Origin of the sequence: Micromonospora sp. URMC 103, assembly GCF_051386435.1 — a bacterium.
Taxonomy (GTDB): Bacteria; Actinomycetota; Actinomycetes; order Mycobacteriales; family Micromonosporaceae; genus Micromonospora.
Window position 1 is genome coordinate 371958 of record NZ_JBPQTR010000004.1, and the last position, 22850, is coordinate 394807.

Sequence of the window (22850 nt, forward strand, 5' to 3'; positions counted from 1 at the left end):
GCACCACCGACCAACGGGAGCAGACGGGCCCATGGGCAGCATCGTCGCCGAAAACCGTAAGAGCCTGATGCTCTTCACCGGACGTGGTTTTCCGGAGTTGGCCAAGGAGATCGGCGAGGTGCTCGGCGTCGCGCCGACGCCGGCCGACGCGTACGACTTCGCCAACGGCGAGATCTTCGTCCGTTACAGGGATTCGGTGCGTGGTTCGGACGCTTTCGTGGTGCAGTCCGTCACGCACGGGGTGAACACCTGGGTCATGGAGACCCTCATCATGATCGACGCGCTGAAGCGCGGTTCGGCCAAGCGGATCACGGTGGTCCTGCCGTTCTATCCGTACTCCCGGCAGGACAAGAAGCACCGCGGCCGGGAGCCGATCTCGGCCCGGCTGATCGCGGACCTGCTGAAGACGGCGGGGGCGAACCGGATCCTCACCGTGGACCTGCACACGGCGCAGATCCAGGGCTTCTTCGACGGTCCGGTCGACCACCTGTTCGCCATGGACGTGCTCGCCGAGTACGTGGAGCGGCGGTACGCGGGCCGCCCCATGACGGTGGTCGCACCGGACTCGGGCCGGGTGCGGGTCGCCGAGCGGTGGACCGACCGGCTGGGCGGGTGCCCGCTGGCGTTCATCCACAAGACCCGCGACCCGCTGAAGCCGAACCAGGTGGTGGCGAACCGCGTGGTCGGTGACGTCGAGGGCCGGGTGTGCCTCATCGTCGACGACATGATCGACACGGGCGGGACGATCTGCCGTGCGGCGGACATCCTCAAGGAGTCCGGCGCGGCCGACGTGATCGTCGCGTCGACCCACGCGCTGCTGAGCGACCCGGCGACGGAGCGGCTGAAGAACAGCCCGATCAGCGAGGTCGTGGTCACCAACACGCTGCCGCTGCCGCCGGAGAAGCAGCTCGACAAGATCACCGTGCTGTCGATCGCGCCGCTGCTGGCGCGCGCGATCCGTGAGGTGTTCGACGACGGTTCGGTGACCACCCTCTTCGGTGGCCTGAGCTGACCCGCGGCGCCCCGCGGCCGGGATCCGCCGCGGGGCGCGCCCCGGGGCCGGCGTGCGAGGCGCGCGCCGGGGGGCGGGCTGCGATGCGGGCCGCGAGGGGCGCTCGGCGGCGGCCGACGCGGGCTCCGGGCACGTTGGGTGGGGACTGGCGGAAGGCGGGGAATCGGCTCGGGTAGACTGGTGCGGTTGCCACGGCGAGGGTGCCCGGCGGGTCGCTGACGAAGCGCCGCACGGAGGCGCCGTCATCGACGCGGTGCTCCGGGCAGTCGTTCATGACGCATGAGCCCCAGCGAGCCCCCCGCCCCAGCACCGCCAGTCGACAAGCCGCCGCAGCGAAGCATCAGGAGTTTCCCCGTGTCCGAGGTAAAGATCAGCGCCGAGCCCCGTACCGAGTTCGGCAAGGGTGGTGCCCGTCGTACCCGCCGGGCCGGCAAGGTGCCCGCCGTGCTGTACGGCCACGGCGAGAAGCCCAAGCACATCGCGCTGCCGGCCCGCGAGTTCGCGGCCGCGATCCGCAAGGGTGGCGCGAACCAGCTCTTCGCCATCGAGGTGAGCGACGGCACCCAGGTGCTCGCGCTGCCGAAGGCGATCCAGCGTGACCCGGTGAAGGACACCTTCGAGCACGTCGACCTGCTGCTCGTCCGCCGGGGCGAGAAGGTCACGGTCGACGTTCCGGTCGAGCTGACCGGCGAGGCCGCGAAGAACACCCTGATCGTGCACGACCACGACACGCTCTCGGTGACCGCGGACGCCACCCGCGTGCCGGACCACCTGGAGGCGTCGATCGAGGGCGCCGAGCCGGGCGTCCAGGTCACCGCCGGCGACGTCGCGCTGCCCGCCGGTGTCGAGCTGGTGGCCGACCCGGAGCTGCCGGTCGCCACGGTGACCGCCGCGCCGACCGCCGAGCAGCTCGAGGCCACGCTGCCCGAGGTCGAGGAGGCCACCGAGGAGGCCGAGGCCGAGGTCGGCGAGGTCACCGAGGGCTCCGAGGGCGCGGACGCTGCTCCGGCCGCCGAGGCTGGGGAAGAGACCGAGGCGCGCGCCCAGGCCTGATCGGGCCGCACCACGTGCGACAGGCGTCCCCGCTCGGTCGGGGGCGCCTGTCGTCGTATCGGGGTTCGGGTGCAAGTGACTGCGGGAAGGGCGGGTCGTGACGGACGAGACGGGGCCGTGGCTGGTGGTCGGCCTGGGTAACCCGGGCCGGGAGTACGCCGGTAACCGGCACAACGTCGGCTTCATGGTGGCGGACCTGCTGGCGCAGCGGGTGGGCGCGAAGTTCGGCCGGCACCGGCGTGCGGTGGCGGAGGTCGCCGAGGGGCGGTTGGGCTTCGGGGGCCCGCGCCTGGTGCTCGTAAAGCCGTTGACCTACATGAACCTGTCCGGCGGGCCGGTGGCGGCGCTGTCCCAGTTCTACAAGGTGGCACCGGGGCAGGTGGTCGCGGTGCACGACGAGCTGGACATCGGCTACGGGCAGTTGCGGGTGAAGTGTGGCGGCGGCGAGGGCGGCCACAACGGGTTGCGCTCGATGACGAAGTCGCTGGGCACCAAGGAGTACGTGCGGGTCCGGTTCGGTATCGGCCGGCCGCCGGGGCGGCAGGACCCGGCCGACTACGTGCTGTCCGACTTCGGGACGGTCGAGCGCAAGGAGTTGGAGTTCCTCGTGGACCGTGCCGCGGACGTGGTGGAGTCGGTGATCACCCGGGGTGTGGAGCCCACCCAGAACCTGTACCACGGCGGCTGAGCGTCGGGCGGGGCGCGCCCGCTCGGGGGTCGTGAGCCGGTAGTCTGCGCCTTTCGGCGTGTGTGACCGGTGACCCGGGTCGCGGCGGACGGCCGGCGACGCCCTGGGCCGCGGCAGGCGACGGGAGCGGATGTCATGGGCAGTCCTCCGATGATCGACGGTGCGTTCGCGCGGTGGCTGGCGGCCCGCGCCGGTCAGGCGCTGCTCGGGCTGCGGGCGGAGATGGGCTTCGCCGATCCGGGGGCGTTGAAGTCGGCGGGGGACAAGGTCTCGCACGACCTGATCCGTACGGAGTTGGCGAAGTGGCGTCCGGGGGACGCGGTGCTCTCCGAGGAGGACGAGGGGTCGCGGCTGGCCTGGGCGGCAGAGGTGACCGCCGGCGCGGTGACGCGGTTGACGGCGGACCGCGTGTGGATCGTCGATCCGCTGGACGGCACCCGGGAGTTCGCCGAGGAGGGCCGGACGGACTGGGCGGTGCACGTGGCGCTGTGGGCGCGTACGGCGCCGAGCCCGCACGGGTTGGTCGCCGGCGCGGTGGGGCTGCCGGCGCAGCACCGGGTGCTCGCCACGGACTATCCGCCGGCGTATCCGCCGATGACGGTGGAGGCGGCGACGGCCGGTGGCCGCATCATCCGGCTGGCGGCGAGCCGGAGTCGCCCGCCGGTGTTCCTCACCGACCTGGCAGAGGACGTGGGGGCGCATCTGGTGCCCATGGGTTCGGCGGGCGCGAAGATCGCCGCGGTGGTGACCGGTGAGGTGGACGCGTACATCCACGCGGGTGGCCAGTACGAGTGGGATTCGGCGGCGCCGGTGGCTGTGGCGTCGGCCACCGGTCTGCACGCTTCCCGGATCGATGGATCTGCGCTGAAATACAACGAGGCGGATCCACGCCTGCCCGACCTGCTGGTCTGTCGCAGGGATCTCGCCCCCCGGTTGCTTGCGGCGTTGCAGAGACATTCCGGGTAGCCTGACGCAAGTTCTTGAGTTCTCCGACCGGGAAGGTCTGGAAATCGGATGAGCGAGCGAATCGAGCCCGGGTCGTGACCGCCCCCGCCTACCAGGTGTCGCACCTGGACGCGTTGGAGGCCGAGAGCGTCTTCGTGATGCGTGAGGTGGTCGCCGAGATGGAGCGGCCGGTGCTGCTCTTCTCCGGCGGCAAGGACTCGATCGTGATGCTCCGGCTCGCGCAGAAGGCGTTCGCGCCGGCGAACGTCCCCTTCCCGGTGATGCACGTGGACACCGGGCACAACTTCCCGGAGGTCCTCGAGTACCGCGACCAGCGGGTCGCGGAGCTGGGCCTGCACCTCGTGGTGGCGAGCGTGCCGGAGGCCCTGGCCACCGGTCTCGTGCGCGAGTCGCCCGACGGGACGCGCAACCGCATCCAGACCCCGGTGTTGCTCGACGCGGTGGAGAAGCACCGCTTCGACGCGCTCTTCGGCGGCGCCCGCCGGGACGAGGAGAAGGCCCGGGCCAAGGAGCGGGTGTTCAGCTTCCGCGACGAGTTCGGCCAGTGGGACCCGAAGAACCAGCGCCCGGAGCTGTGGGCGCTCTACAACGGCCGCCACCACCCGGGCGAGTCGATCCGCGTCTTCCCGCTGTCCAACTGGACCGAGCTGGACGTCTGGCACTACATCGCCCGGGAGCGGATCCCGCTGCCGTCGATCTACTACGCGCACGAACGCGAGGTCGTCGACCGCGACGGGATGCTGTACGCGGTCAACGAGTTCCTCCGCCCGCGGGCCGGTGAGGAGCGGTTCAAGGCGCGGGTGCGCTACCGCACGGTAGGCGACGCGTCCTGCACGGCCGCCGTCCGCTCGGACGCCGACACGGTGGAGAAGGTCATCGCCGAGGTGGCGGCGACCCGGATCACCGAGCGCGGCGCGACCCGCGGCGACGACCGGGTGAGTGAGGCCGCCATGGAGGACCGCAAGCGGGAGGGGTACTTCTGATGACCGCCGAGACCGCCGCGCGGGCCGCGGCCGGGCCGGAGGCCCGACCCATGGACCTGCTGCGGTTCGCCACCGCGGGCAGCGTCGACGACGGCAAGTCGACGCTGATCGGTCGGCTCCTCTACGACACCAAGTCGCTGTTCACCGACCAGTTGGCCGCCGTGGAGGCGGTCAGCGCGGCGCGCGGCGACGAGTACACCAACCTGGCGCTGCTCACCGACGGCCTGCGGGCGGAACGCGAGCAGGGCATCACCATCGACGTGGCGTACCGGTACTTCGCCACGCCGCGGCGGAAGTTCATCATCGCGGACACCCCGGGGCACATCCAGTACACGCGGAACATGGTCACCGGGGCGTCCACGGCCGACCTGGCGCTCATCCTCGTGGACGCCCGCAAGGGCCTCGTCGAGCAGTCCCGCCGGCACGCGTTCCTCTGCTCGCTGCTGCGGGTGCCGCACCTGGTGCTGTGCGTCAACAAGATGGACCTCGTCGACTTCTCGCAGGAGGTGTTCGAGCGGATCGCCGACGAGTTCACCGCGTTCGCGGCGAAGCTCGAGGTGCCCGACCTCACGGTGGTGCCGGTGTCGGCGCTCAAGGGCGACAACATTGTGAGCCGGTCGGCGAACATGCCGTGGTACGAGGGGCCGGCGCTGCTGCACCACCTGGAGCGGGTGCACATCGCGAGCGACCGCAACCTGGTCGACGTGCGTTTCCCCGTGCAGTACGTGATCCGTCCGCAGTCGACCACCGTCACCGACTACCGGGGCTACGCGGGCCAGGTGGCCTCGGGGGTGTTGAAGCCGGGCGACGAGGTCATGGTGCTGCCGTCGGGCTTCACGAGCCGGATCGCCGCCGTGGAGACCGCCGACGGGCCGGTCGCGGAGGCGTTCCCACCGATGTCGGTGACCGTACGGCTGACCGACGAGATCGACATCTCGCGCGGCGACATGATCTGCCGGCCGAACAACGCCCCGGCCGCGGCGCAGGACATCGAGGCGATGGTGTGCTGGATGGACGAGACCCGTCCGCTCCAGGTCGGCGGCCGGTACGCCGTCAAGCACACCACCCGGTCGGCGCGGGCGATCGTGCGGGGCCTGCACTACCGGCTCGACATCAACTCGCTGCACCGCGACGAGTCGGCGGCCGAGCTGCGGCTCAACGAGATCGGCCGGGTCCGGCTGCGCACCACGGTCCCGTTGCTGGCCGACGAGTACCGGCGCAACCGCACGACCGGCGGTTTCGTCATCATCGACGAGACCACCAACCGCACGGTGGGCGCCGGCATGATCGTGGAGGCTCGCTGAGGTTCCCCGGCCCGCCAGCCGGCGGGCCGGGAGGAGGGTGTCAGTCGAGGCGGGCTGCGCCGGCGGCGGGGAGCACGGTGACGTGCGTGGGGGCCTGGAAGCCCTTGTCGGCGTACGCGGTGGTGACGGCGTCCGCGACCGCGTCGGCGGCGTCCGCCCCGACCAGGGCGAGGACGCAGCCACCGAAGCCGCCGCCGGTCATCCGGGCGCCGAGCGCGCCGGCCCCGAGCGCCGCCTCGACGGCCGTGTCGATCTCCGGCACGGTGATCTCGAAGTCGTCGCGCATCGAGACGTGGGACGCGGTGAGCAGCGGCCCGATCTCGCGTGTCCGGCCGGCGCGCAGCAGCGCCACCGTGTCGAGCACCCGCTGGTCCTCGGTGACCACGTGCCGCGCCCGGCGCCGGGTCTCCGGGTCGTCGAGGCGGGCCAGCGCGGCGTCGAGCTGGTCCACGCCGACGTCGCGCAGCGCGCGTACGCCGAGCCGCTCGGCCGCGGCCTCGCAGGACCGGCGGCGGGCCGCGTACTCCCCGTCGGCGTGCCGGTGCGGAGCCCGGCTGTCGACCACGAGCATGGCGAGCCCCGCGGCGTGCAGGTCGAACGGGATGTGCTCGACCTCCTCGGTGCGGCAGTCGAGGAACAGCGCGTGCCCGTCGCGGCAGCGGATGGCGGCGGACTGGTCCATGATCCCGGTCGGCGCGCCGACGTAGGCGTTCTCGGCGCGCTGGGCGAGCCGGGGCTGCCGCTCGGCGGGCAGGTCGAGGCCGCCCAGGTCGACGAGGGCGGTCAGCACGGCGGCCTCGAGCGCGGCGGACGAGGAGAGCCCGGCGCCGAGCGGGACGTCGGAGGCGATCGCCAGCCGGGCACCGGGCACGTCGTGGCCGGCCTCGCGCAGCGCCCACACGACGCCGGCGACGTACGCGCCCCAGTCGGTGACGCGGCCCGGCTCGGCGACCTCGTCGGCGCCGAAGTCGATCGTCTCGCCGGACAGCTCGGACCAGACGGTCCAGCGGGGGCCGGCCTGCGGCTGGGCCGCGGCCACCGTCCGCAGTGGCAGCGCGAAGGGCAGCACGAAACCGTCGTTGTAGTCGGTGTGCTCGCCGATGAGGTTGACCCGTCCGGGCGCGGCCCAGCGGCCGGCGGGCGACCCGCCGAACTCCCGCTCGAAGCCGGCGGCGGCGCGGTCGGCGACGTCGGTCATGCCTGCTCCAGGATGTGCGTGCGGTAGAAGGCCCAGGCGTCGCCCACCATGTCCTGCAGGGTGGGCTTGCGCGGCACCCAGCCCAGTTCCTCGCGGGCGAGGCGGGAGGAGGCCACCAGTTCGGCGGGGTCGCCCTCGCGGCGCGGCGCGATCTCGACGGGCAGCGGGTGGCCGGTGACCTCGCGGACCACGTCGACCACCTGGCGGTTGGTGAAGCCGTTGCCGTTGCCGAGGTTGTAGATCCGGTGCTGGCCGGGGGTGGCCGCGTCGAGCGCGAGCAGGTGCGCCCGGGCCAGGTCGGCCACGTGGATGTAGTCGCGGACGCAGGTGCCGTCGACGGTGGGGTAGTCGTCGCCGAAGAGCTGGAGCTTCTCGCGCCGGCCGGCGGCGACCTCCAGCGCGATCGGGATCAGGTGGGTCTCCGGGTCGTGCCGCTCGCCGAGGGCGACGTCGCCGTCGAGGTGGGCGCCGGCGACGTTGAAGTAGCGCAGGGAGACGGCGGCGAGCCCGTGCCCGATCGCCTCGGAGGTGAGCGCCATGTCGACGGCGAGCTTGGTCGCCCCGTACGTGTTGGTGGGCGCCTTGACGGCGGTCTCCGGGATCGGCAGCTCGGTGGGGTTGCCGTAGACGGCGGCCGTGGAGGAGAAGACGAGGCGGGGCACGCCGGCGGCCCGGACGGCGTCGAGCAGCGCCAGCGAGCCGACCGTGTTGGTGTGCCAGTAGAGCTCGGGCTTGACCATCGACTCGCCGGCGGCGATGAGGGCCGCGAAGTGCAGCACCCCGTCGAAGCCGGCCTCCCGGGTGATCACCCTGGCCGCGTCGTGCACGGGCGCGTCGACGTGGACGGCGTCGGGGGCGAGGGACTCCCGGTGCCCGGTGCGCAGGTCGTCGAGGACGACCACCTCGTGGCCGGCGTCGAGCAGCATCCGGGTCACCACGCTGCCGATGTAGCCGGCGCCGCCGGTGACGAGCAGTTTCACGTCGTTGCCTCCTGCCTGCCGGCCCGGGAGCGGCCGGTGTCGGTGCTCACCCTACGGGCGCGTCCGGCCGCGCCCATCCGAACCTGATTTCATCATAAACTCTCACGATCCAACAGAGTTGAACATGGCCCGTGAGTGCCGAAGCCCGGCGTCGGAACGTCCCGGTGTCTACCATCTCTGGCATGCGGGAAGCGGGCGGTCCCGAGCGCCGGCGGCGCGGGCGGCGACGGGTCGGCCCCGAACCGGGGCCCGTCGCCCGGGCCGTGGCGCGGGTGGTGGTCCGCGCCGCCGACGCCGCCACACGGCTCGTCACCGACCTGCTCGGAGCCAGTCCGGCGGCGGGCCGGGAGCGGATCAGCGAGGCCGAGCTGCGGGACCTGGTGGCCGCCAACACGCGGCTCGACGCGGACGAGCGCCGCATCATCGACGAGGTCCTGGTGGCCGGCGCGCGGCTGGTCCGTGAGGTGATGATGCCCCGGACGGAGGTCGTCTTCCTCCCCGGCGGGCTGACCATCGCCGAGGCGGCCCGGCTGGTGCGGGTCGAGACGCACACCCGCTACCCGGTCACCGACGGCACGCACGACGACGTGGTGGGCTTCGTCCACCTGCGCGACGTGCTGCTCCGGCCGGACGCCGACCCGTGCGTGACCGTCGGCGAGCTGACCCGCGAGGTGAAGCAGCTGCCCGGCAGCAAGCGGGTGCTCGCCGCGCTCACCGAGATGCGCCGCGAGGGGCACCACCTCGCCGTGGTGGTCGACGAGTACGGCGGCACGGCCGGCATCGTCACGCTGGAGGACCTCATCGAGGAACTCGTCGGCGAGATTCACGACGAGTACGACGACGCGCCGGACCCGGCGCACGCCGGGCTCCCCGCCGTCGTCGACGGCCGGCTCAACCTGGCCGACTTCGCCGAGCGCACCGGGATCCCGCTGCCGGCCGGGCCGTACGAGACGGTCGGCGGGTTCGTGATGGCGGCGCTGGGCCGGCTCCCGGTCGCCGGTGACGAGGTGCCCGTCGCCGCGGGGCCCGCCGACGCCGGCGCGCCCGAACCGGGCGACCCGACCGGCGGCTGGCTGCTGCGGGTGCTGGCGCTGGAGGGCCGCCGCGTGGCCCGGATCGCCGTGTCCGCCGTACGCCTGCCGGAGCAGCGCCGCGAGGCCACGGCGCCGGCGGCCGCAGGCGGAGGCCGACCCGCCGGCCCGTCATGACGCGCGCCCGGGCGTGCTGACAGAATTGGCGGCATGCCCGACGTTCCCGCCCGTCCCCGCGTCTTCTCCGGCATCCAGCCGACGGCCGACTCGTTCCACCTCGGCAACTATCTGGGCGCGCTGCGGCACTGGGTGGCGTTGCAGGACACGCACGACGCGTTCTACTGCGTGGTCGACCTGCACGCGATCACCGCGGGGCACGATCCGGCGCTGCTGCGCCAGCGGTCCCGGGTGGCCGCCGCGCAGCTCTTCGCGATGGGCATCGACCCGGAGCGCAGCACCCTCTTCGTCCAGTCGCAGGTGCCCGAGCACCCGCAGCTGGCCTGGGTGCTCGGCTGCATCACCGGGTTCGGCGAGGCGAGCCGGATGACCCAGTTCAAGGACAAGTCGCAGAAGCAGGGCAGCGAGCGCTCCAGCGTCGGCCTGTTCACCTACCCGATCCTCCAGGCCGCCGACATCCTGCTCTACCAGGCCGACGCGGTGCCCGTGGGTGAGGACCAGCGGCAGCACCTGGAGCTCTCCCGCGACCTGGCCCAGCGGTTCAACACGATGTTCGGCAGGACCTTCACCGTGCCCGCGCCGCACATCGTGAAGGACACCGCGAAGATCACCGACCTGCAGGACCCGACGGCGAAGATGTCCAAGTCGTCGTCCTCGCCGGCCGGCATCATCGACCTGCTCGAGGAGCCCGCCCGCACGGCCAAGAAGATCCGCTCCGCGGTCACCGACACCGGCCGGGAGATCGTCTTCGACGCCGAGGGCAAGCCCGGCATCACCAACCTGCTGACCATCCACTCCGCGCTGAGCGGCCGCGGCATCGACGACCTCGTGGCCGCGTACGCCGGCCGGGGGTACGGCGACCTGAAGAAGGACCTGGCCGAGGTGGTCACCGAGTTCGTCCGCCCGATCCAGGAGCGCACCCGCGGCTACCTGGACGACCCGGCCCAGCTCGACAAGCTGCTGGCCTCCGGCGCGGAGAAGGCCCGTGCCGTGGCGGGCGCGACGCTGCGCGACGCGTACGAGCGGGTGGGGTTCTTCCCGCCGGTGCGCGGCGAGTAACGCCGCGGCGCGGGACGGGTGGACGGGCCGTTGGCCGGGAAGGTGGCGCGCAGCGTGGAGCGCAGGGACGAAGCGCCGGGGGAGGGCGACGTCATCCAGATCGGGGTGGCCGTCGACATTCCCGAGCCGTGGGGCGGCCAGCTCACCCGGCGGCGCGCGGAGGCCGGCGACCCGCAGGCGGCGGACATCCCGGCGCACGTGACACTGCTCGGGCCGACCGAGATCCCGGTGGTCACCCTGCCGGCCGTCGAGCGGCACCTGGCCGCCGTCGCGGCCGCCCACCTGCCGTTCACCCTGCACCTGCGGGGCACCGGCACCTTCCGCCCGGTGACCCAGGTGGTCTTCGTGGCGGTGGCGGCCGGGATCAGCGAGTGCGAGCTGCTCGCCGCGGCGATCCGCGCCGCCCCCGAGCTGCGCCGCGAGGCGCGCTTCCCGTACCACCCGCACGTCACCGTGGCGCAGGACGTGGCGCCGGAGGCGCTCGACAAGGCGTACGAGGACCTTGCCGACTTCTCCGCGATGTTCGAGGTGGAGGCGTTCACCCTCTTCTCCCACAGCGGACAGGCGCGCTGGCAGCCGCGCCGGGACTTCCGGCTGGGCTGACGGGCGCGCCCGCGACGGTTACCCCCACACCGGGCCCACATCGGCGAGGATGACGGGCGTGAACGTGATCGGCCGGATCGAGGCGGCGATCGACCGCCGGGTGAGTGTCGCCCGCGGCCGGTCGCCGGTCTTCGACCACGTCTGGCGTGCCGGCGCGCTCTACGCCCAGGTGCTCGGCGGCCGGCTCGCGGCGGCCATCGCCTACTACGGCTTCTTCGCGGTGTTCGCGCTGGCCCTCGTCGTGTACGCCATCTTCGGCGCGACGCTGGACGACGGCGACGAGTTCAGCGTGGCGGTGGGCGACTTCCTCCAGCAGAACCTGCCCTTCCTCGACCCGGCGCAGATCGCCGACAGCAGCGGCACGGTCGGCATCATCGGCCTCATCATCCTGACCTTCACGGGGATCGGCTGGATCGAGGCCATCCGCTCCTCCCAGCGGCTCCTGTACGGGCTCAACCAGCAACCCGGCAACCTGGTGATCCGCCGGCTGGTCGACATCGGCGTGATGATCATCGTCTTCGTGCTGCTCGGCGCGTCGGTGGCGGCCGTGGACGCGCTGGAGTCGGTGCTGCGCTTCCTGCTGCGCAGCACCGGGTCGCTCGGTCTCACCACGTTGAGCGCGGTGCTCAGCGTGCTCGTCAACGCGGTGCTCGCCGCGCTGCTGCTGGTCGCGGTGCCCCGGCTGCGGATGAGCCGGTCCCGGCTGCGCCCCGTGGTGTGGCTGGTGGCGGTCGGCATCACGCTGCTCAACACGGTGGGCCGCTACTACGTGGTGCGCACCGAGCGGAACCCGGCCTACACGGTGGTCGCCGGCGCGGTGGGCCTGCTGCTCTACCTCTACCTGCTCAACCAGCTGCTGCTCTTCGGCGCGGCGCTCGCCGCGACCAGCACCCGGGGGCGGGTGGTGGACCTCGCGGAGGGCCCGGCGCCGCCCGACCTCGACGAGGACATCGCCCCCGGCGCCCCCGGCGGCGCCGGATGAGTGGGGAGGACCCGAAGTTGCTGATCTCCGTCGACCTCGACTCGTCCGTGCCTCCGTACGAGCAGGTGCGGGCGCAGGTCGCCGGGATGATCGGGGACGGGCGGCTGCCGGTGGGCACCCGCCTGCCCACCGTGCGGCAGCTCGCCGCCGACCTCAACCTCGCGCCGAACACCGTCGCCCGGGCGTACCGGGAGCTGGAGGGCGCCGGGCTGCTCGAGACCCGGGGCCGCAACGGCACGTTCGTCGCTCCCGGCCGGGACGACGCGACGGACCGGTTGCAGCGCGCCGCCGCCGACTACGCGGCCCAGGCCCGCCGGCTCGGCGTGCCACCCGCCACGGCGCTCGCGCTGGTCCGCGCGGCCCTGGACGCGTCCCGGCCCGGCTGAGCGCCGTGGACGACAGCACCCTGGGCGGGTGGATCGGGGGAATGCGCCCCCAGCCACCCGGTGGGACGGACCATGATGGGCCGGTGGGCGCACTCGTGACGTTGGACCTGCCGAGCGACTCGCCGATGCTGGGCCTGCCGTGGATCATCACGTTCGGGCCGCTCGGCGACGACGACGAATGGGAGCCGGTGGTGTGCGGCCCGTACGAGCGCCCGCACGCTCTCGCGCTCGCCGAGGCGGTGGTGGCCGAGGAGCAGCTGATGGCCGTCGTCGAGCCGCTGCTGCCGGCGCTGTCCGCCGAGGAGATCCGCAGCGAGATCGCCGCCGCGCAGATCGCGGCGGCCGACGAGGCGGCCCAGGTCGACGAGGCCGACCTCTACGGCGACTTCGAGGACACGATCGACGAGGAGTTGGACGCCGCGGCGGACGAGGCCGGCCGGGGCGAGCCGACCGAGCCGCCGACGGAGGCCGAGTTGCGCGCGGGTTTCCGCCGGATCGCCGAGATCCTCACCGCCAAGGGGGCGTGACCGCCGCGCGTGGGACCGGCCGGCCCGCGCCGCGGGGGCGAACAACGCGCCGCGCGCGGGCGGCGCGACCCGCCGGCCGCGCGCGAGCCGCCCGACCCGCGCGCAGGCGGCGCGACCGCCGGCCGCTCGACCGCGGACTCCGCCGCGCGCCTCAGGGGCGGCGGGCCGGCGCGTGGTCGAGGACGCAGAACTCGTTGTCCTCCGGGTCGGCGAGCACCACGAACTGCTCGTCGCCGGTCTGCCCCACGTCGGCGTGCCGAGCGCCGAGGTCGATGAGCCGCCGCACCTCGGCGGCCGGGTCACCGTCGCTGACCAGGTCGAGGTGCAGCCGGTTCTTGGCCCGCTTGGCGGTGCCGGAGCCCTGCAACCACACGGTCGGGCCGGTCCCGCCCGGCGGCGGGTAGAGCTTCGCGCTGCCGTCACCGCCCTGGTCGACGGTGTAGCCGAGCGCGGCGGACCAGAACGCCGCCATGCAGTCGACGTCCTCGACGTCGAGCGTGTACTGCGCCACCCAGGCAACCATGCGCCACCTCCCACGCGACCGTCCTCCCGCCGTACCCCGCCGTCGCGGCGGCGACACGTGACGGGCCACTGTGGTCCGGGGCGCGCCGACGGACGCCGGCGCCCCCCGGAGCGGACCCCCGCGAGGCGCCGGCGCCACCTCACCCCCCACCACAAGGGGTCGGTGCCCCAGCCGCCCGTCGGCGCGGAGCACGACGGACGACCAGGTCGAGAACGGCTTACCCGCTCAGCGCCGTTCGAACCAGGCAGCCGAGTCCACCGGCAGCAGGCGACCGCCGTCCCGCGCGGTGAGCGGCTCACTGGCGACGAGCGGGTCGCCGTACCCGTCGACGGGGGCCGGGCCGCCGCTGATGTTGACGACGCACGTGAGCACCGTGCCGGCGGCGGCGCGGGAGAAGGCCAGCACGCCGGGCCCGGTCTCCAGCCAGGTCACGTCGCCCGCGTCGGCGGCCAGCGCGGGATGCGCGCGCCGGATCCGGAGCGCGTCGCGGTACAGCTCCAGGGTCGAGCCGGGCGCGCCGGTCTGGGCGGCCACCGAGAGGGCGCCCCAGGTGGCCGGCGCCGGCAGCCAGCTCAGGTCGCAGCCCTGCGGCCCGAAGCCGTACGGGGGCAGCTCGCCGTTCCACGGGATCGGGACCCGGCACCCGTCCCGGCTTTCGCCGGTGCGCCGGAACGCCGGGTCCTGGCGCAGCTCGTCGGGCAGGTCCAGCACCTCGGGGAGGCCCAGCTCCTCGCCCTGGTAGAGGTACGCGCTGCCGGGCAGGGCGAGCATCAGCAGGGTGGCCGCGCGGGCGCGGCGCAGCCCCTCGGGCCCGTCCCCGTAGCGGGTGACGTGCCGCTGCTTGTCGTGGTTGGAGAGCACCCAGGTGGTGGGCGCGCCCACGATCGCCGATTCGGCCAGCGCGGTGTCGATGACCTTGCGGAACGACTCGGCCGACCAGGTGGCGTCGAGGAAGTCGAAGCTGAAGGCCTGGTGCAGCTCGTCCGGGCCGATGTAGCGGGCCAGCCGCTGCGGCGTCTCGGCCCAGGCCTCGGCCACCGCCATCCGGCCGCCCGGGTAGCTGTCCAGGATCGGCCGCCAGGCGCGGTAGATGTCGTGGACCTCGTCCTGGTCGAAGTAGGGCAGCCGGCCCTTGCCGAGCAGCTCGACCTGGCGGCGGCCCGTGGTCAGTGTGCTGAAGCCGACGTCCGGCAGCCCCTCCGCCTTGATCATTCCGTGTGCCACGTCGATCCGGAAGCCGTCCACGCCGCGGTCCAGCCAGAAGCGCAGGACGTCCTCGAACTCGGCACGCACCTCGGGGTGGCGCCAGTTGAGGTCGGGCTGGGCCGGGTCGAACAGGTGCAGGTACCACTGGCCGTCCGGCAGCCGGGTCCACGCCGGCCCGCCGAAGATGCTCTCCCAGTCGTTGGGGGGCAGCTTCCCGCCCTCGCCCCGGCCGTCGGCGAAGAGGTAGCGCTCGCGCTCGGCCGAGCCGGGGCCGGCCGTCAGGGCGGCCTGGAACCAGGGGTGCCGGTCGGAGGTGTGGTTGGGGACCAGGTCGACGATGATCCGCAGCCCCAGGGCGTGCGCGTCGGCGATCATCGCGTCGAAATCGGCGAGGGTGCCGAACAGGGGATCGACGTCGCGGTAGTCGGCCACGTCGTAGCCGCCGTCGACCATGGGCGACGTGTAGAAGGGGGTCAGCCAGAGCGCGTCGACCCCGAGGTCGCGCAGGTACGGCAGCCGCCGCCGGACGCCCTCCAGGTCACCGATGCCGTCGGCGTTCGCGTCGGCGAAGCTGCGGACGTAGACCTGGTAGACGACGGCGGAGCGCCACCAGTCGTGGTCGGCGTTAGGCGGGGTGCGGTCGCTGGCGGCCGGCGGGGTGGCGTGGCTGGCGGTCATCGGCGGAGTCCCCGTTCTCGGGATCGGGCGGTGGGCACCCGGCGCGACGCGGGCGGCACGGGCGTCCCCGCAGGATGCCGCCCGACCGTTGCAAGAGTCAACCAGTCCTTGCGCAAGAAACGGGCAAGGCTGACCGTGGAAGGCGGGCGACGGCGACCGGGGCCGGCGGGTCGGAAGCGCCGATGGCCTGGGCGATCCGGCCAAGATCCGCGCACCATCAGGGATGTTGTGGGGTCCGGCGCCCGGGAGGGCGCAATATCAGGGATGTTGTGGGGTCCGGCGCCGGCACGGAGACAACTTCCGGGACGCGGATCTTCCCCGGCCCACCCCGGGACCCGCACCAACGTGGCGCAGGGGCTTCCGGGCAAGGCTCGCCGCGGAACCCGACCCGCCGGTCGCCCGCCCTCGGCCCCGGCCGCCGGTCGGGCGCTCAGGCCGGTACGGCCAGGGTGGGCGGGCTCGGCCGGCGTCGGGTGGAGCCGCCGCCCGCCGCCGGGGCCACCAAAGTGGAGCCGCCACCCGCCGCCGGCGCCACGGCGGTGGAGCCGCGCACCACCAGCTCGGGCCGGAACAGGTACTCCGAGTGCGGCGCCGCGTGCCCGTTGATCTCGTCGACCAGCGCGCGGACGGCGGCCACGGCCATGGCGGCGACCGGCTGCCGCATGGTGGTGAGCGGCGGGTCGGTGAAAGCCATGAGCGGTGAGTCGTCGTAGCCGACCACCGAGAGGTCACCCGGAACCGTGAGGCCGCGCTGGCGAGCGGCCCGGACGGCGCCGAGGGCCATGAGGTCCGAGCCGCAGACGACTCCCGTGACGCCCCGGTCGAGCAGCCGCCCGGCGGCCGCCTCGCCGCCCTCCACACCGAACAGGGTCAGCTCGGCGAGCGCGTCCAGTTCGGACTCCGGCAGCCCGGAGAGCCGGGCCATGGCGTTACGCCAGCCGGCCACCTTGCGGCGTACGGGCACGAACCGGTCGGGGCCGGTGATGAGGCCGATCCGGCGGTGTCCGAGGGCGACCAGGTGCGCGACGGCCAGCTCGGCGGCCTCGCCGTCGTCGCAGGAGACGAAGGGCGCGGCGACGTCCGGCACGTACCCGTTGATCATCACGATGGGCAGCGGCCGGGCGATGAGCGCCCGGTAGCGGTCGTGGTTGGCCGCCGTGTCGGCGTGCAGGCCGGAGACGAAGACGATCCCGGAGACCTGCCGGTCGAGCAGCATCTCGACGTACTCGTCCTCGGTGACCCCGCCCGCCGTCTGCGTGCAGAGCACCGGCGTGAAGCCGCTCTGCGCGAGGGTCGACTCGATGACCTGGGCGAACGCCGGGAAGATCGGGTTGTCCAGCTCCGGCACGACCAGGCCCACGAGACCGGCGCTGCGCTTTCGCAGCCGGGCCGGGCGCTCGTAGCCGAGCACGTCGAGGGCGGTGAGGACGGCCTGCCGGGTCTCCGGGGCCACGCCGGGGCGATCGTTGAGCACCCGCGACACCGTGGCCTCGCTGACGTCGGCCTGTTGGGCGATGTCGGACAGTCGAGCGCGCATGGCGGCACTTTAGCCCACCGGCAAGTTCTTGCGTACAGCTCTGCAAGCCCTTCCATTCCCTGAAACCCCTTGCTAGCGTCCGGGCAACACGCGAGAGCAGCGGCGCCGCCTACGCGCGCCGGTTGGCAAGAACTTTCCGAGCTTTCCCCTGGCGGGGCCCCTTCCCCCGGCGGCCCCGCGTGAAAACGACAGGAGTACCGATGCGCATCCGTACGGCGGGTGTGGTCGCCGTCTTCGCCCTGGCGCTCGCCGCCTCGGGCTGTGGCGGCGGCAGCGACGAACCGGCCACGAAGGATTCCCCCAAGGCCGCGGCCGGCAAGCTGGTCATCTGGGCCGACGACAAGCGGACCGCCGCCCTCAAGCCGTTCGCCGAGAAGTTCGGCCAGGAGAACGGCGTCACCGTCGAGGTGCAGGCCGTCTCGAAGGACCTGCAGACCAACTTCGTGACCGCCTCGCAGCAGGGCAGCGGGCCGGACGTGGTGGTCGGCGCGCACGACTGGATCGGCAACCTCGTGCAGAACGGCTCGATCGACCCGGTGCAGCTCGCGGCCGACCAGAAGAGCGCGTTCCACGAGACCGCCGTGAAGGCCGTGACCTTCAACGGCCAGCTCTACGGCGTGCCGTACGCCATGGAGAACCTCGCGCTGATCCGCAACACCGCGCTCGCACCCGAGGCGCCGAAGACCATCGAGGACCTGGTCGCCACCGGCAAGCGGCTCAAGGCCGAGAAGAAGGCCAGCGAGATCCTCTGCCTCCAGTCCGGCCAGAACGGCGACGCGTACCACATCTACCCGCTCTACACCTCGGCCGGCGGCTACCTCTTCGGCACCGCCGCCAACGGCGACTACGACCCGAAGGACCTGGGCGTCGGCAAGCCGGAGTCGATCGAGGCGTTCAAGAAGATCGGCGCGCTCGGCGAGAAGGGCGAGGGAGCGTTGAAGCGTTCCATCACCCCGGAGAACTCGATCGCCACCTTCACCGGCAAGAAGTGCGCCTTCCTGGTCTCCGGCCCGTGGGCCATCGCCGACGCCAAGAAGGCCGGCATCTCGTACGACATCTCGCCGGTTCCCGGCTTCGCCGGCGGCAAGGAGGCCCAGCCGTTCGTCGGGGTGCAGGCGTTCTACGTCGCGGCGAAGGGCAGGAACAAGGCGCTCGCGCAGGAGTTCGTGACCAACTACGTGACCCGGCCGGACCTCGCCGTGGCGCTGTACCAGGCCGAGCCCCGGCCGCCGGCGCTCACCGCGGCGCTGGACCAGGTCAAGGGCACCGACCCGGACCTGACCAAGTTCACCGAGGCCGGCAGGAACGGTCAGGTCCTCCCGGCCATCCCGGCGATGGCCGCCATCTGGGACCCGTTCGGCAAGGCGGAGGCCGCCGTCATCGGCGGCGCCGACCCGGCGCGGACCATCACGTCGGCCGGCAACACGATCGCAGGCCAGATCAAGTAATGAGCACGTCGCTGTCCGGCCCGGGCCCCGCGGGGGTCCCGGGCCGGGAGCCCGTCGGCTCCCGGCCCGCGAGGCGCCGCACCGCGCGTGAGCACGCGCCGACCACCGTGACCGGCCTCGCGGTCAAGGTGGTCCTGCTCGGCCTCGTGGCCGGGATCGCGATCTGGGCGGCTTTCCCGCTGGTCGACGCCGGGAAGTGGATGGGCGTGGCCCTGGTGGCGGCCACCACGGCGGGGCTGTTCTACCTGTACCTGACCCGCCGGCACGTGCCCGCCAAGTACCTCGTCCCGGGCACGCTCTTCCTCGTCGCGTTCCAGGTGTTCCCGGTGCTCTACACGGCGAGCACCGCGTTCACGAACTTCGGCGACGGGCACCGCGGCAGCAAGGAGGAGGCGGTCGTCGCCATCCAGACCGCCTCCGTGAAGCAGGTGCAGGGCTCCACCGAGTACGCCCTGTCCGTCGCCACCGAGGGCGATCCCGCCACCGGGCCGCTGGTCTTCCTCGTCACCGACCCGGCCACCGGCGCGGTGTCGGTCGGCGACGCCGAGGGGCTGCGCCGCCTCGACGCCGGCGACGTCACGGTGGCCCCCGGTGGGAAGGTCACGGCCGCCGACGGTTACACCGTGCTGAACGTCGGCCAGGCCAGCGCCCGCAGCCAGGAGATCACCGAACTGGTGGTGCCGACCGCCGGAGGCGCGCTGCGCTCCGCGGGCCTGTCCCGCGCCTACGAGGGCAAGGCGGTCCGGGCGTACGACGCGGGGTGCGACTGCATCCGCGACGCCGAGACCGGCCGGACCTGGACCGCCGACGAGTCGACGGGCACGTTCGTGGCCGCCGACGGGGAGCGGCTGGCCCAGGGCTGGAAGGTCGGCGTGGGGCTGCGCAACTTCACGCGCGTGCTCACCGACGAGACCATCTCCGGCCCGTTCCTCGGCACGTTGGTCTGGAACTTCGCGTTCGCCCTCGGCTCGACGGGCGGCACGTTCCTGCTGGGCACGTTCGTGGCGCTGGCCCTGCACTCGCCGCGGATGCGCGGCACCAACCTCTACCGGGTGCTGCTGATCCTGCCGTACGCCATGCCGTCGTTCGCGATGCTGCTGGTCTGGCGGGACATGTTCAACACCGACTTCGGCCTCGTCAACGACCTGTTCGGGCTGAGCGTGAACTGGTTCGGCCAGGAGTGGTCGGCCCGCGCCGCGGTGCTGCTCGTGCAGCTCTGGCTCGGCTACCCGTACATGTTCCTGGTGGCCACGGGCGCGCTCCAGGCCATCCCGCGCGAGCTCACCGAGGCGACCTCCGTCGACGGCGCCTCGCCGTGGCAGTCGTTCCGGACGGTCACCCTCCCGCTGCTGCTGGTGGCGCTCTCGCCGCTGCTGATCTCGTCGTTCGCGTACAACTTCAACAACTTCAACGCGATCTACCTGACCACCGAGGGTGGGCCGTTCCCCGCCGACAACCCGACCAACGGCGCCACGGACCTGCTGATCACCTACACGTACCGGCTGGCCTTCGGCGGGCAGGGCGCCGAGTTCGGGTTCGCGGCGGCGATCTCCATCTTCATCTTCGCCATCGTGGCGGTCGTCTCGGCGGTGAGCTTCCGGCGCACCCGCAAACAGGAGGAGGTGTACGCATGACCGCGCTCACCGGGCGGGCCGTCACCGCCGCCGGCTCACCACCGGCGAACCGGAACGCGCGCCGGCGGAACAACCGGTGGCTGGCCCAGGTCGGCTGGCGGCACCTGGTCGCCGTGCTCGCCGTGCTGTTCAGCCTCTTCCCGATCGTGTTCGTGTTCTCCGCCGCGCTCAACCCGCTGGGCACCCTGTCCTCGACGGACCTGGTGCCCACCGACGGGCTGTCGTTCGGCAACGTCCGCGAACTGTTCGCGCAGACGGCGTTCGAGCGGTGGTTCCTCAACTCGCTGCTGATCGCCGGTCTCGCCGCGCTTGCCTCGGTGGCCCTGTCGGCGCTGGCCGCGTACGCCTTCTCCCGCATGCGGTTCCGCGGCCGGCGGGCCGGCCTGCTCTCGCTGCTGCTGATCCAGATGTTCCCGCAGTTCCTGGCGATCGTGGCGATCTTCCTGATCTTCACGACGATCACCGACCTGTGGCCGGGCATCGGCTTCAACACGCCGTGGGGGCTTTTCCTGCTCTACATGGGCGGCGCGCTGGGCGTGAACACCTGGCTCATGAAGGGCTTCTTCGACACCCTGCCCAGGGAGCTCGACGAGTCGGCCACCATGGACGGCGCCACGCACGCCCAGGTCTTCTTCCGGATCATGCTGCCGCTCGTGGCGCCGATCCTGGCGGTGACCGGGCTGCTCGCGTTCATCGGCACCATCAACGAGTTCCTCATGGCGAACGTCTTCCTCACCGACGCCGACTCGAAGACCCTCGCGGTCGGGATGTACGGGATGTTGCAGGGCAACGAGCGGAACAACAACTTCGGGATGTTCGCGGCGGCCACCCTGCTCACGGCGATCCCGACGGTGCTCGTCTTCCAGGTGCTCCAGCGCTACATCGTCTCCGGCCTCACCGCCGGAGCCGTCAAGGGATGAGGAGGCTGCCGCACCACGACGGGTCGGCGCTGTACGTCCCCGAGCAGGCGCCCGCGCTCGGGGACACCGTCGACGTGCTCGTGCGCGTGCCGGCGGGCGGCGACGTACGTCGGGTGCACGTGCGCACCACCCCGGACGGCGAGCCCCGGTTCGCCGAGGCCGTCGTGGACCGGGTCGACGGCGACGAGGTCTGGTGGCGGGCGCCGGTCGAGGTCCGGAACCCGGTGAGCACCTACCGCTTCCTGCTCACCGGGCGCCACGGCTACCGCTGGCTCAACGCGGCCGGCCTCGTCGCGCACGACGTCCCGGACGCGGGTGATTTCCGCCTGGTCAGCCACGCACCGCCGCCGGACTGGGCCCGGGACGCGGTGATCTACCAGATCTTTCCGGACCGGTTTGCCCGCTCGGCCGCGGCCGACGGCCGGCCGGCGCCGGACTGGGCGATCCCCTGCGACTGGGACACCCCGGTGGTCGGGCGGGGCCCGGAGACTCCGTATCAGTTCTACGGAGGCGACCTGGACGGGATCGTCGAGCGGCTCGACCACCTGGACCGGCTCGGCGTGAACACCGTCTACCTCACGCCGATCTTCCCGGCCCGCTCCAACCACCGCTACGACGCCGCCGACTTCGACGCGGTGGACCCGCTGCTCGGTGGGGACGCGGCGCTGGCCCGGCTCGCGGATGCCGTACACGCCCGGGGCTGGCGGCTGCTCGGCGACATCACGAGCAACCACACCGGGGACGCGCACCGGTGGTTCACGGCGGCGGCCTCCGACCGGTACGCCCCGGAACGGGAGCTGTACTACTTCGACGAGGCGACGGGCGACCACGAGTCCTGGAACGGGGTCACGTCCCTGCCGAAGCTCAACTGGGGCAGCGCGGAGCTGCGTCGCCGCTTCGCCACCGCACCGGACGCGCTGCTGCGGCGCTGGCTGCGCGAGCCGTACCGGCTGGACGGCTGGCGCGTGGACGTCGCCAACATGACCGGCCGGCGGGGCGCCGACGCGTACACCCACGAGGTCGCGGCGCTGCTGCGGGAGGTCGTCACGCAGACCCGGCCGGACGCGCTGGTGATGGCCGAGCACGGCCACGACCACACCGGTGACCTGGACCGGGACGGCTGGCACGGCACCATGAACTACGTCGGCTTCACCGACCCGGTCTGGTCCTGGCTGCGCTCCGGGCGCCGGCCGGCCGGGGCCGGCGGCTGGCGGCAGCCGCTGCCGAACTTCCTCGGCACACCCGGCGGGGTCCGCCGCCGCGACGCCGGCACGGTGCTCGCCACCATGGACGCGTACCGCAGCCTGGTCTCCTGGCGTTCCTACACGCACTCGTGGCAGTTGCTCGGCTCGCACGACTCGGCGCGCATCCGGACGGTGGTGGGCGACGCGGCCCGACAGGAGGTGGCGGCCGGGCTGCTCGCCACGATGCCCGGCACGCCGATGATCTTCGCGGGGGACGAGCTGGGGCTCACCGGCGACAACGGCGAGGACTCACGTACCCCCATGCCGTGGCACCGGCCGGAGCGCTGGGACCGCGGCACGTTCGCCGCGTACCGGTCCCTGATCGCGCTGCGCCGCGCCGAGCCAGCGCTGCGCCACGGCGGCCTGCGCCGGCTGCACCACGACCCGGACACCCTGGTCTTCGCGCGCGAGTCGCCAGACGGCGCGGTCCTGGTGCTGGCCCGGCGCGCGGCCGCCCGGCCGGTGCGGCTGACCGGCCTGCCGGCGGCTGAGAACGTCTACGGGGGCGCGCCCGGGCTACGGCCGGACGCGGGAGGCCGCGTGACGCTGCCCGGCGACGGCCCGACCTTCCAGGTGTGGCGGCTGGATTGACGCCAGCGCGTTGGGGCGTCGGTTCACCAAGATCTGCGCAACATCAGGGATCGAGTGGTCTCCGGCGTCCGTGATGCCACTACACCAGGGAAGTTGCGCGGATCATGCGTGCGGCGCCGC

At 73.0% G+C, this 22850-nt stretch carries 21 protein-coding genes; 16 read left to right on the forward strand and 5 right to left on the reverse strand.

Features of this window, described 5'->3' with window-relative positions; genetic code table 11:
• The first annotated feature begins 31 nt into the window (after nt 1–31).
• From ACSNOA_RS05325 to cysN, 6 genes are all read left to right on the forward strand, one after another.
• Entirely contained in the window at nt 32–1012 is a 981-nt protein-coding gene (locus ACSNOA_RS05325; RefSeq protein ID WP_436656806.1) for a ribose-phosphate diphosphokinase, read from the forward strand.
• Between the two features lie 354 nt (nt 1013–1366).
• Nucleotides 1367–2065 carry a 50S ribosomal protein L25/general stress protein Ctc gene (locus ACSNOA_RS05330; protein ID WP_436656807.1) on the forward strand — a complete coding sequence of 233 codons (699 nt, stop codon included), beginning with the start codon at nt 1367–1369 and terminating at the stop codon, nt 2063–2065.
• 97 nt (nt 2066–2162) lie between these two features.
• Nucleotides 2163–2753 carry an aminoacyl-tRNA hydrolase gene (pth, locus tag ACSNOA_RS05335; protein ID WP_436656808.1) on the forward strand — a complete coding sequence of 197 codons (591 nt, stop codon included), beginning with the start codon at nt 2163–2165 and terminating at the stop codon, nt 2751–2753.
• A gap of 135 nt (nt 2754–2888) precedes the next feature.
• The gene (locus ACSNOA_RS05340) at nt 2889–3719 is read left to right on the forward strand and encodes an inositol monophosphatase family protein (protein ID WP_436656809.1); all 831 of its coding nucleotides are present in this window, start codon (nt 2889–2891) and stop codon (nt 3717–3719) included.
• Nucleotides 3720–3793: 74 nt separating this feature from the next.
• Nucleotides 3794–4702, forward strand: coding sequence for a sulfate adenylyltransferase subunit CysD (gene cysD / locus ACSNOA_RS05345; protein WP_436656810.1), 909 nt, complete (start codon nt 3794–3796; stop codon nt 4700–4702).
• On the forward strand, nt 4702–6006 hold the full coding sequence (gene cysN / locus ACSNOA_RS05350; RefSeq protein ID WP_436656811.1) for a sulfate adenylyltransferase subunit CysN: 1305 nt from the start codon (nt 4702–4704) through the stop codon (nt 6004–6006). Before cysD ends, cysN begins: the two co-directional genes overlap by 1 nt.
• A 40-nt stretch (nt 6007–6046) precedes the next feature.
• Here the strand turns inward: cysN and galK are convergent, their stop codons facing one another.
• On the reverse strand, nt 6047–7204 hold the full coding sequence (gene galK / locus ACSNOA_RS05355) for a galactokinase (protein ID WP_436656812.1): 1158 nt from the start codon (nt 7202–7204) through the stop codon (nt 6047–6049).
• Nucleotides 7201–8184, reverse strand: a complete 984-nt coding sequence (gene galE / locus ACSNOA_RS05360; RefSeq protein WP_436656813.1) for a UDP-glucose 4-epimerase GalE — start codon at nt 8182–8184, stop codon at nt 7201–7203. Before galE ends, galK begins: the two co-directional genes overlap by 4 nt.
• Nucleotides 8185–8366: 182 nt before the next feature.
• Between galE and ACSNOA_RS05365 the strand changes: the two genes are divergently transcribed.
• The 6 genes from ACSNOA_RS05365 to ACSNOA_RS05390 all read left to right on the forward strand — a co-directional run bounded on the left by ACSNOA_RS05365 (nt 8367) and on the right by ACSNOA_RS05390 (nt 12949).
• Nucleotides 8367–9392 (forward strand): hemolysin family protein, encoded by a 1026-nt coding sequence (locus tag ACSNOA_RS05365; protein WP_436656814.1) that lies wholly within the window; start codon nt 8367–8369, stop codon nt 9390–9392.
• Nucleotides 9393–9425: 33 nt separating this feature from the next.
• Nucleotides 9426–10451 carry a tryptophan--tRNA ligase gene (gene trpS / locus ACSNOA_RS05370; RefSeq protein WP_436656815.1) on the forward strand — a complete coding sequence of 342 codons (1026 nt, stop codon included), beginning with the start codon at nt 9426–9428 and terminating at the stop codon, nt 10449–10451.
• A 54-nt stretch (nt 10452–10505) separates the two neighbouring features.
• Nucleotides 10506–11054, forward strand: coding sequence for a 2'-5' RNA ligase family protein (locus ACSNOA_RS05375; RefSeq protein ID WP_436656816.1), 549 nt, complete (start codon nt 10506–10508; stop codon nt 11052–11054).
• Nucleotides 11055–11112: 58 nt separating this feature from the next.
• Nucleotides 11113–12036 carry a YihY/virulence factor BrkB family protein gene (locus ACSNOA_RS05380; protein ID WP_436656817.1) on the forward strand — a complete coding sequence of 308 codons (924 nt, stop codon included), beginning with the start codon at nt 11113–11115 and terminating at the stop codon, nt 12034–12036.
• Nucleotides 12033–12422, forward strand: a complete 390-nt coding sequence (locus tag ACSNOA_RS05385) for a GntR family transcriptional regulator (RefSeq protein WP_436656818.1) — start codon at nt 12033–12035, stop codon at nt 12420–12422. Before ACSNOA_RS05380 ends, ACSNOA_RS05385 begins: the two co-directional genes overlap by 4 nt.
• Nucleotides 12423–12505: 83 nt before the next feature.
• Nucleotides 12506–12949: a hypothetical protein gene (locus ACSNOA_RS05390; RefSeq protein ID WP_436656819.1), complete on the forward strand. Its 444-nt coding sequence runs from the start codon at nt 12506–12508 to the stop codon at nt 12947–12949.
• A 151-nt stretch (nt 12950–13100) separates the two neighbouring features.
• Here the strand turns inward: ACSNOA_RS05390 and ACSNOA_RS05395 are convergent, their stop codons facing one another.
• The 3 genes from ACSNOA_RS05395 to ACSNOA_RS05405 all read right to left on the reverse strand — a co-directional run bounded on the left by ACSNOA_RS05395 (nt 13101) and on the right by ACSNOA_RS05405 (nt 16893).
• A complete protein-coding gene (locus tag ACSNOA_RS05395; RefSeq protein ID WP_436656820.1) occupies nt 13101–13472 on the reverse strand; it encodes a VOC family protein in 372 nt (123 codons plus the stop codon).
• Nucleotides 13473–13697: 225 nt separating this feature from the next.
• Nucleotides 13698–15356 (reverse strand): glycoside hydrolase family 13 protein, encoded by a 1659-nt coding sequence (locus ACSNOA_RS05400; protein WP_436656821.1) that lies wholly within the window; start codon nt 15354–15356, stop codon nt 13698–13700.
• Between the two features lie 430 nt (nt 15357–15786).
• Nucleotides 15787–16893, reverse strand: a complete 1107-nt coding sequence (locus ACSNOA_RS05405) for a LacI family DNA-binding transcriptional regulator (protein ID WP_436656822.1) — start codon at nt 16891–16893, stop codon at nt 15787–15789.
• A 200-nt stretch (nt 16894–17093) separates the two neighbouring features.
• Between ACSNOA_RS05405 and ACSNOA_RS05410 the strand changes: the two genes are divergently transcribed.
• The 4 genes from ACSNOA_RS05410 to ACSNOA_RS05425 are packed head-to-tail and all read left to right on the forward strand — an operon-like array spanning nt 17094 to nt 22730.
• Nucleotides 17094–18341, forward strand: coding sequence for a sugar ABC transporter substrate-binding protein (locus tag ACSNOA_RS05410; RefSeq protein WP_436656823.1), 1248 nt, complete (start codon nt 17094–17096; stop codon nt 18339–18341).
• Nucleotides 18341–19975: an ABC transporter permease subunit gene (locus ACSNOA_RS05415; protein ID WP_436656824.1), complete on the forward strand. Its 1635-nt coding sequence runs from the start codon at nt 18341–18343 to the stop codon at nt 19973–19975. Before ACSNOA_RS05410 ends, ACSNOA_RS05415 begins: the two co-directional genes overlap by 1 nt.
• On the forward strand, nt 19972–20895 hold the full coding sequence (locus ACSNOA_RS05420) for a sugar ABC transporter permease (RefSeq protein WP_436656825.1): 924 nt from the start codon (nt 19972–19974) through the stop codon (nt 20893–20895). Before ACSNOA_RS05415 ends, ACSNOA_RS05420 begins: the two co-directional genes overlap by 4 nt.
• Nucleotides 20892–22730 (forward strand): glycoside hydrolase family 13 protein, encoded by a 1839-nt coding sequence (locus tag ACSNOA_RS05425; protein WP_436656826.1) that lies wholly within the window; start codon nt 20892–20894, stop codon nt 22728–22730. Before ACSNOA_RS05420 ends, ACSNOA_RS05425 begins: the two co-directional genes overlap by 4 nt.
• Nucleotides 22731–22850 lie beyond the last annotated feature (120 nt).

Bases quoted from the DNA above. Each gene is read 5' to 3' on its own strand.
- ACSNOA_RS05400 (WP_436656821.1), bottom strand. From the start codon at position 15,356: ATGACCGCCAGCCACGCCACCCCGCCGGCCGCCAGCGACCGCACCCCG.
- ACSNOA_RS05325 (WP_436656806.1), top strand. From the start codon at position 32: ATGGGCAGCATCGTCGCCGAAAACCGTAAGAGCCTGATGCTCTTCACC.
- trpS (WP_436656815.1), top strand. From the start codon at position 9,426: ATGCCCGACGTTCCCGCCCGTCCCCGCGTCTTCTCCGGCATCCAGCCG.
- galK (WP_436656812.1), bottom strand. From the start codon at position 7,204: ATGACCGACGTCGCCGACCGCGCCGCCGCCGGCTTCGAGCGGGAGTTC.
- ACSNOA_RS05385 (WP_436656818.1), top strand. From the start codon at position 12,033: ATGAGTGGGGAGGACCCGAAGTTGCTGATCTCCGTCGACCTCGACTCG.
- ACSNOA_RS05365 (WP_436656814.1), top strand. From the start codon at position 8,367: ATGCGGGAAGCGGGCGGTCCCGAGCGCCGGCGGCGCGGGCGGCGACGG.
- ACSNOA_RS05415 (WP_436656824.1), top strand. From the start codon at position 18,341: ATGAGCACGTCGCTGTCCGGCCCGGGCCCCGCGGGGGTCCCGGGCCGG.
- ACSNOA_RS05340 (WP_436656809.1), top strand. From the start codon at position 2,889: ATGGGCAGTCCTCCGATGATCGACGGTGCGTTCGCGCGGTGGCTGGCG.
- ACSNOA_RS05410 (WP_436656823.1), top strand. From the start codon at position 17,094: ATGCGCATCCGTACGGCGGGTGTGGTCGCCGTCTTCGCCCTGGCGCTC.
- ACSNOA_RS05395 (WP_436656820.1), bottom strand. From the start codon at position 13,472: ATGGTTGCCTGGGTGGCGCAGTACACGCTCGACGTCGAGGACGTCGAC.
- ACSNOA_RS05420 (WP_436656825.1), top strand. From the start codon at position 19,972: ATGACCGCGCTCACCGGGCGGGCCGTCACCGCCGCCGGCTCACCACCG.
- ACSNOA_RS05405 (WP_436656822.1), bottom strand. From the start codon at position 16,893: ATGCGCGCTCGACTGTCCGACATCGCCCAACAGGCCGACGTCAGCGAG.
- cysN (WP_436656811.1), top strand. From the start codon at position 4,702: ATGACCGCCGAGACCGCCGCGCGGGCCGCGGCCGGGCCGGAGGCCCGA.
- ACSNOA_RS05425 (WP_436656826.1), top strand. From the start codon at position 20,892: ATGAGGAGGCTGCCGCACCACGACGGGTCGGCGCTGTACGTCCCCGAG.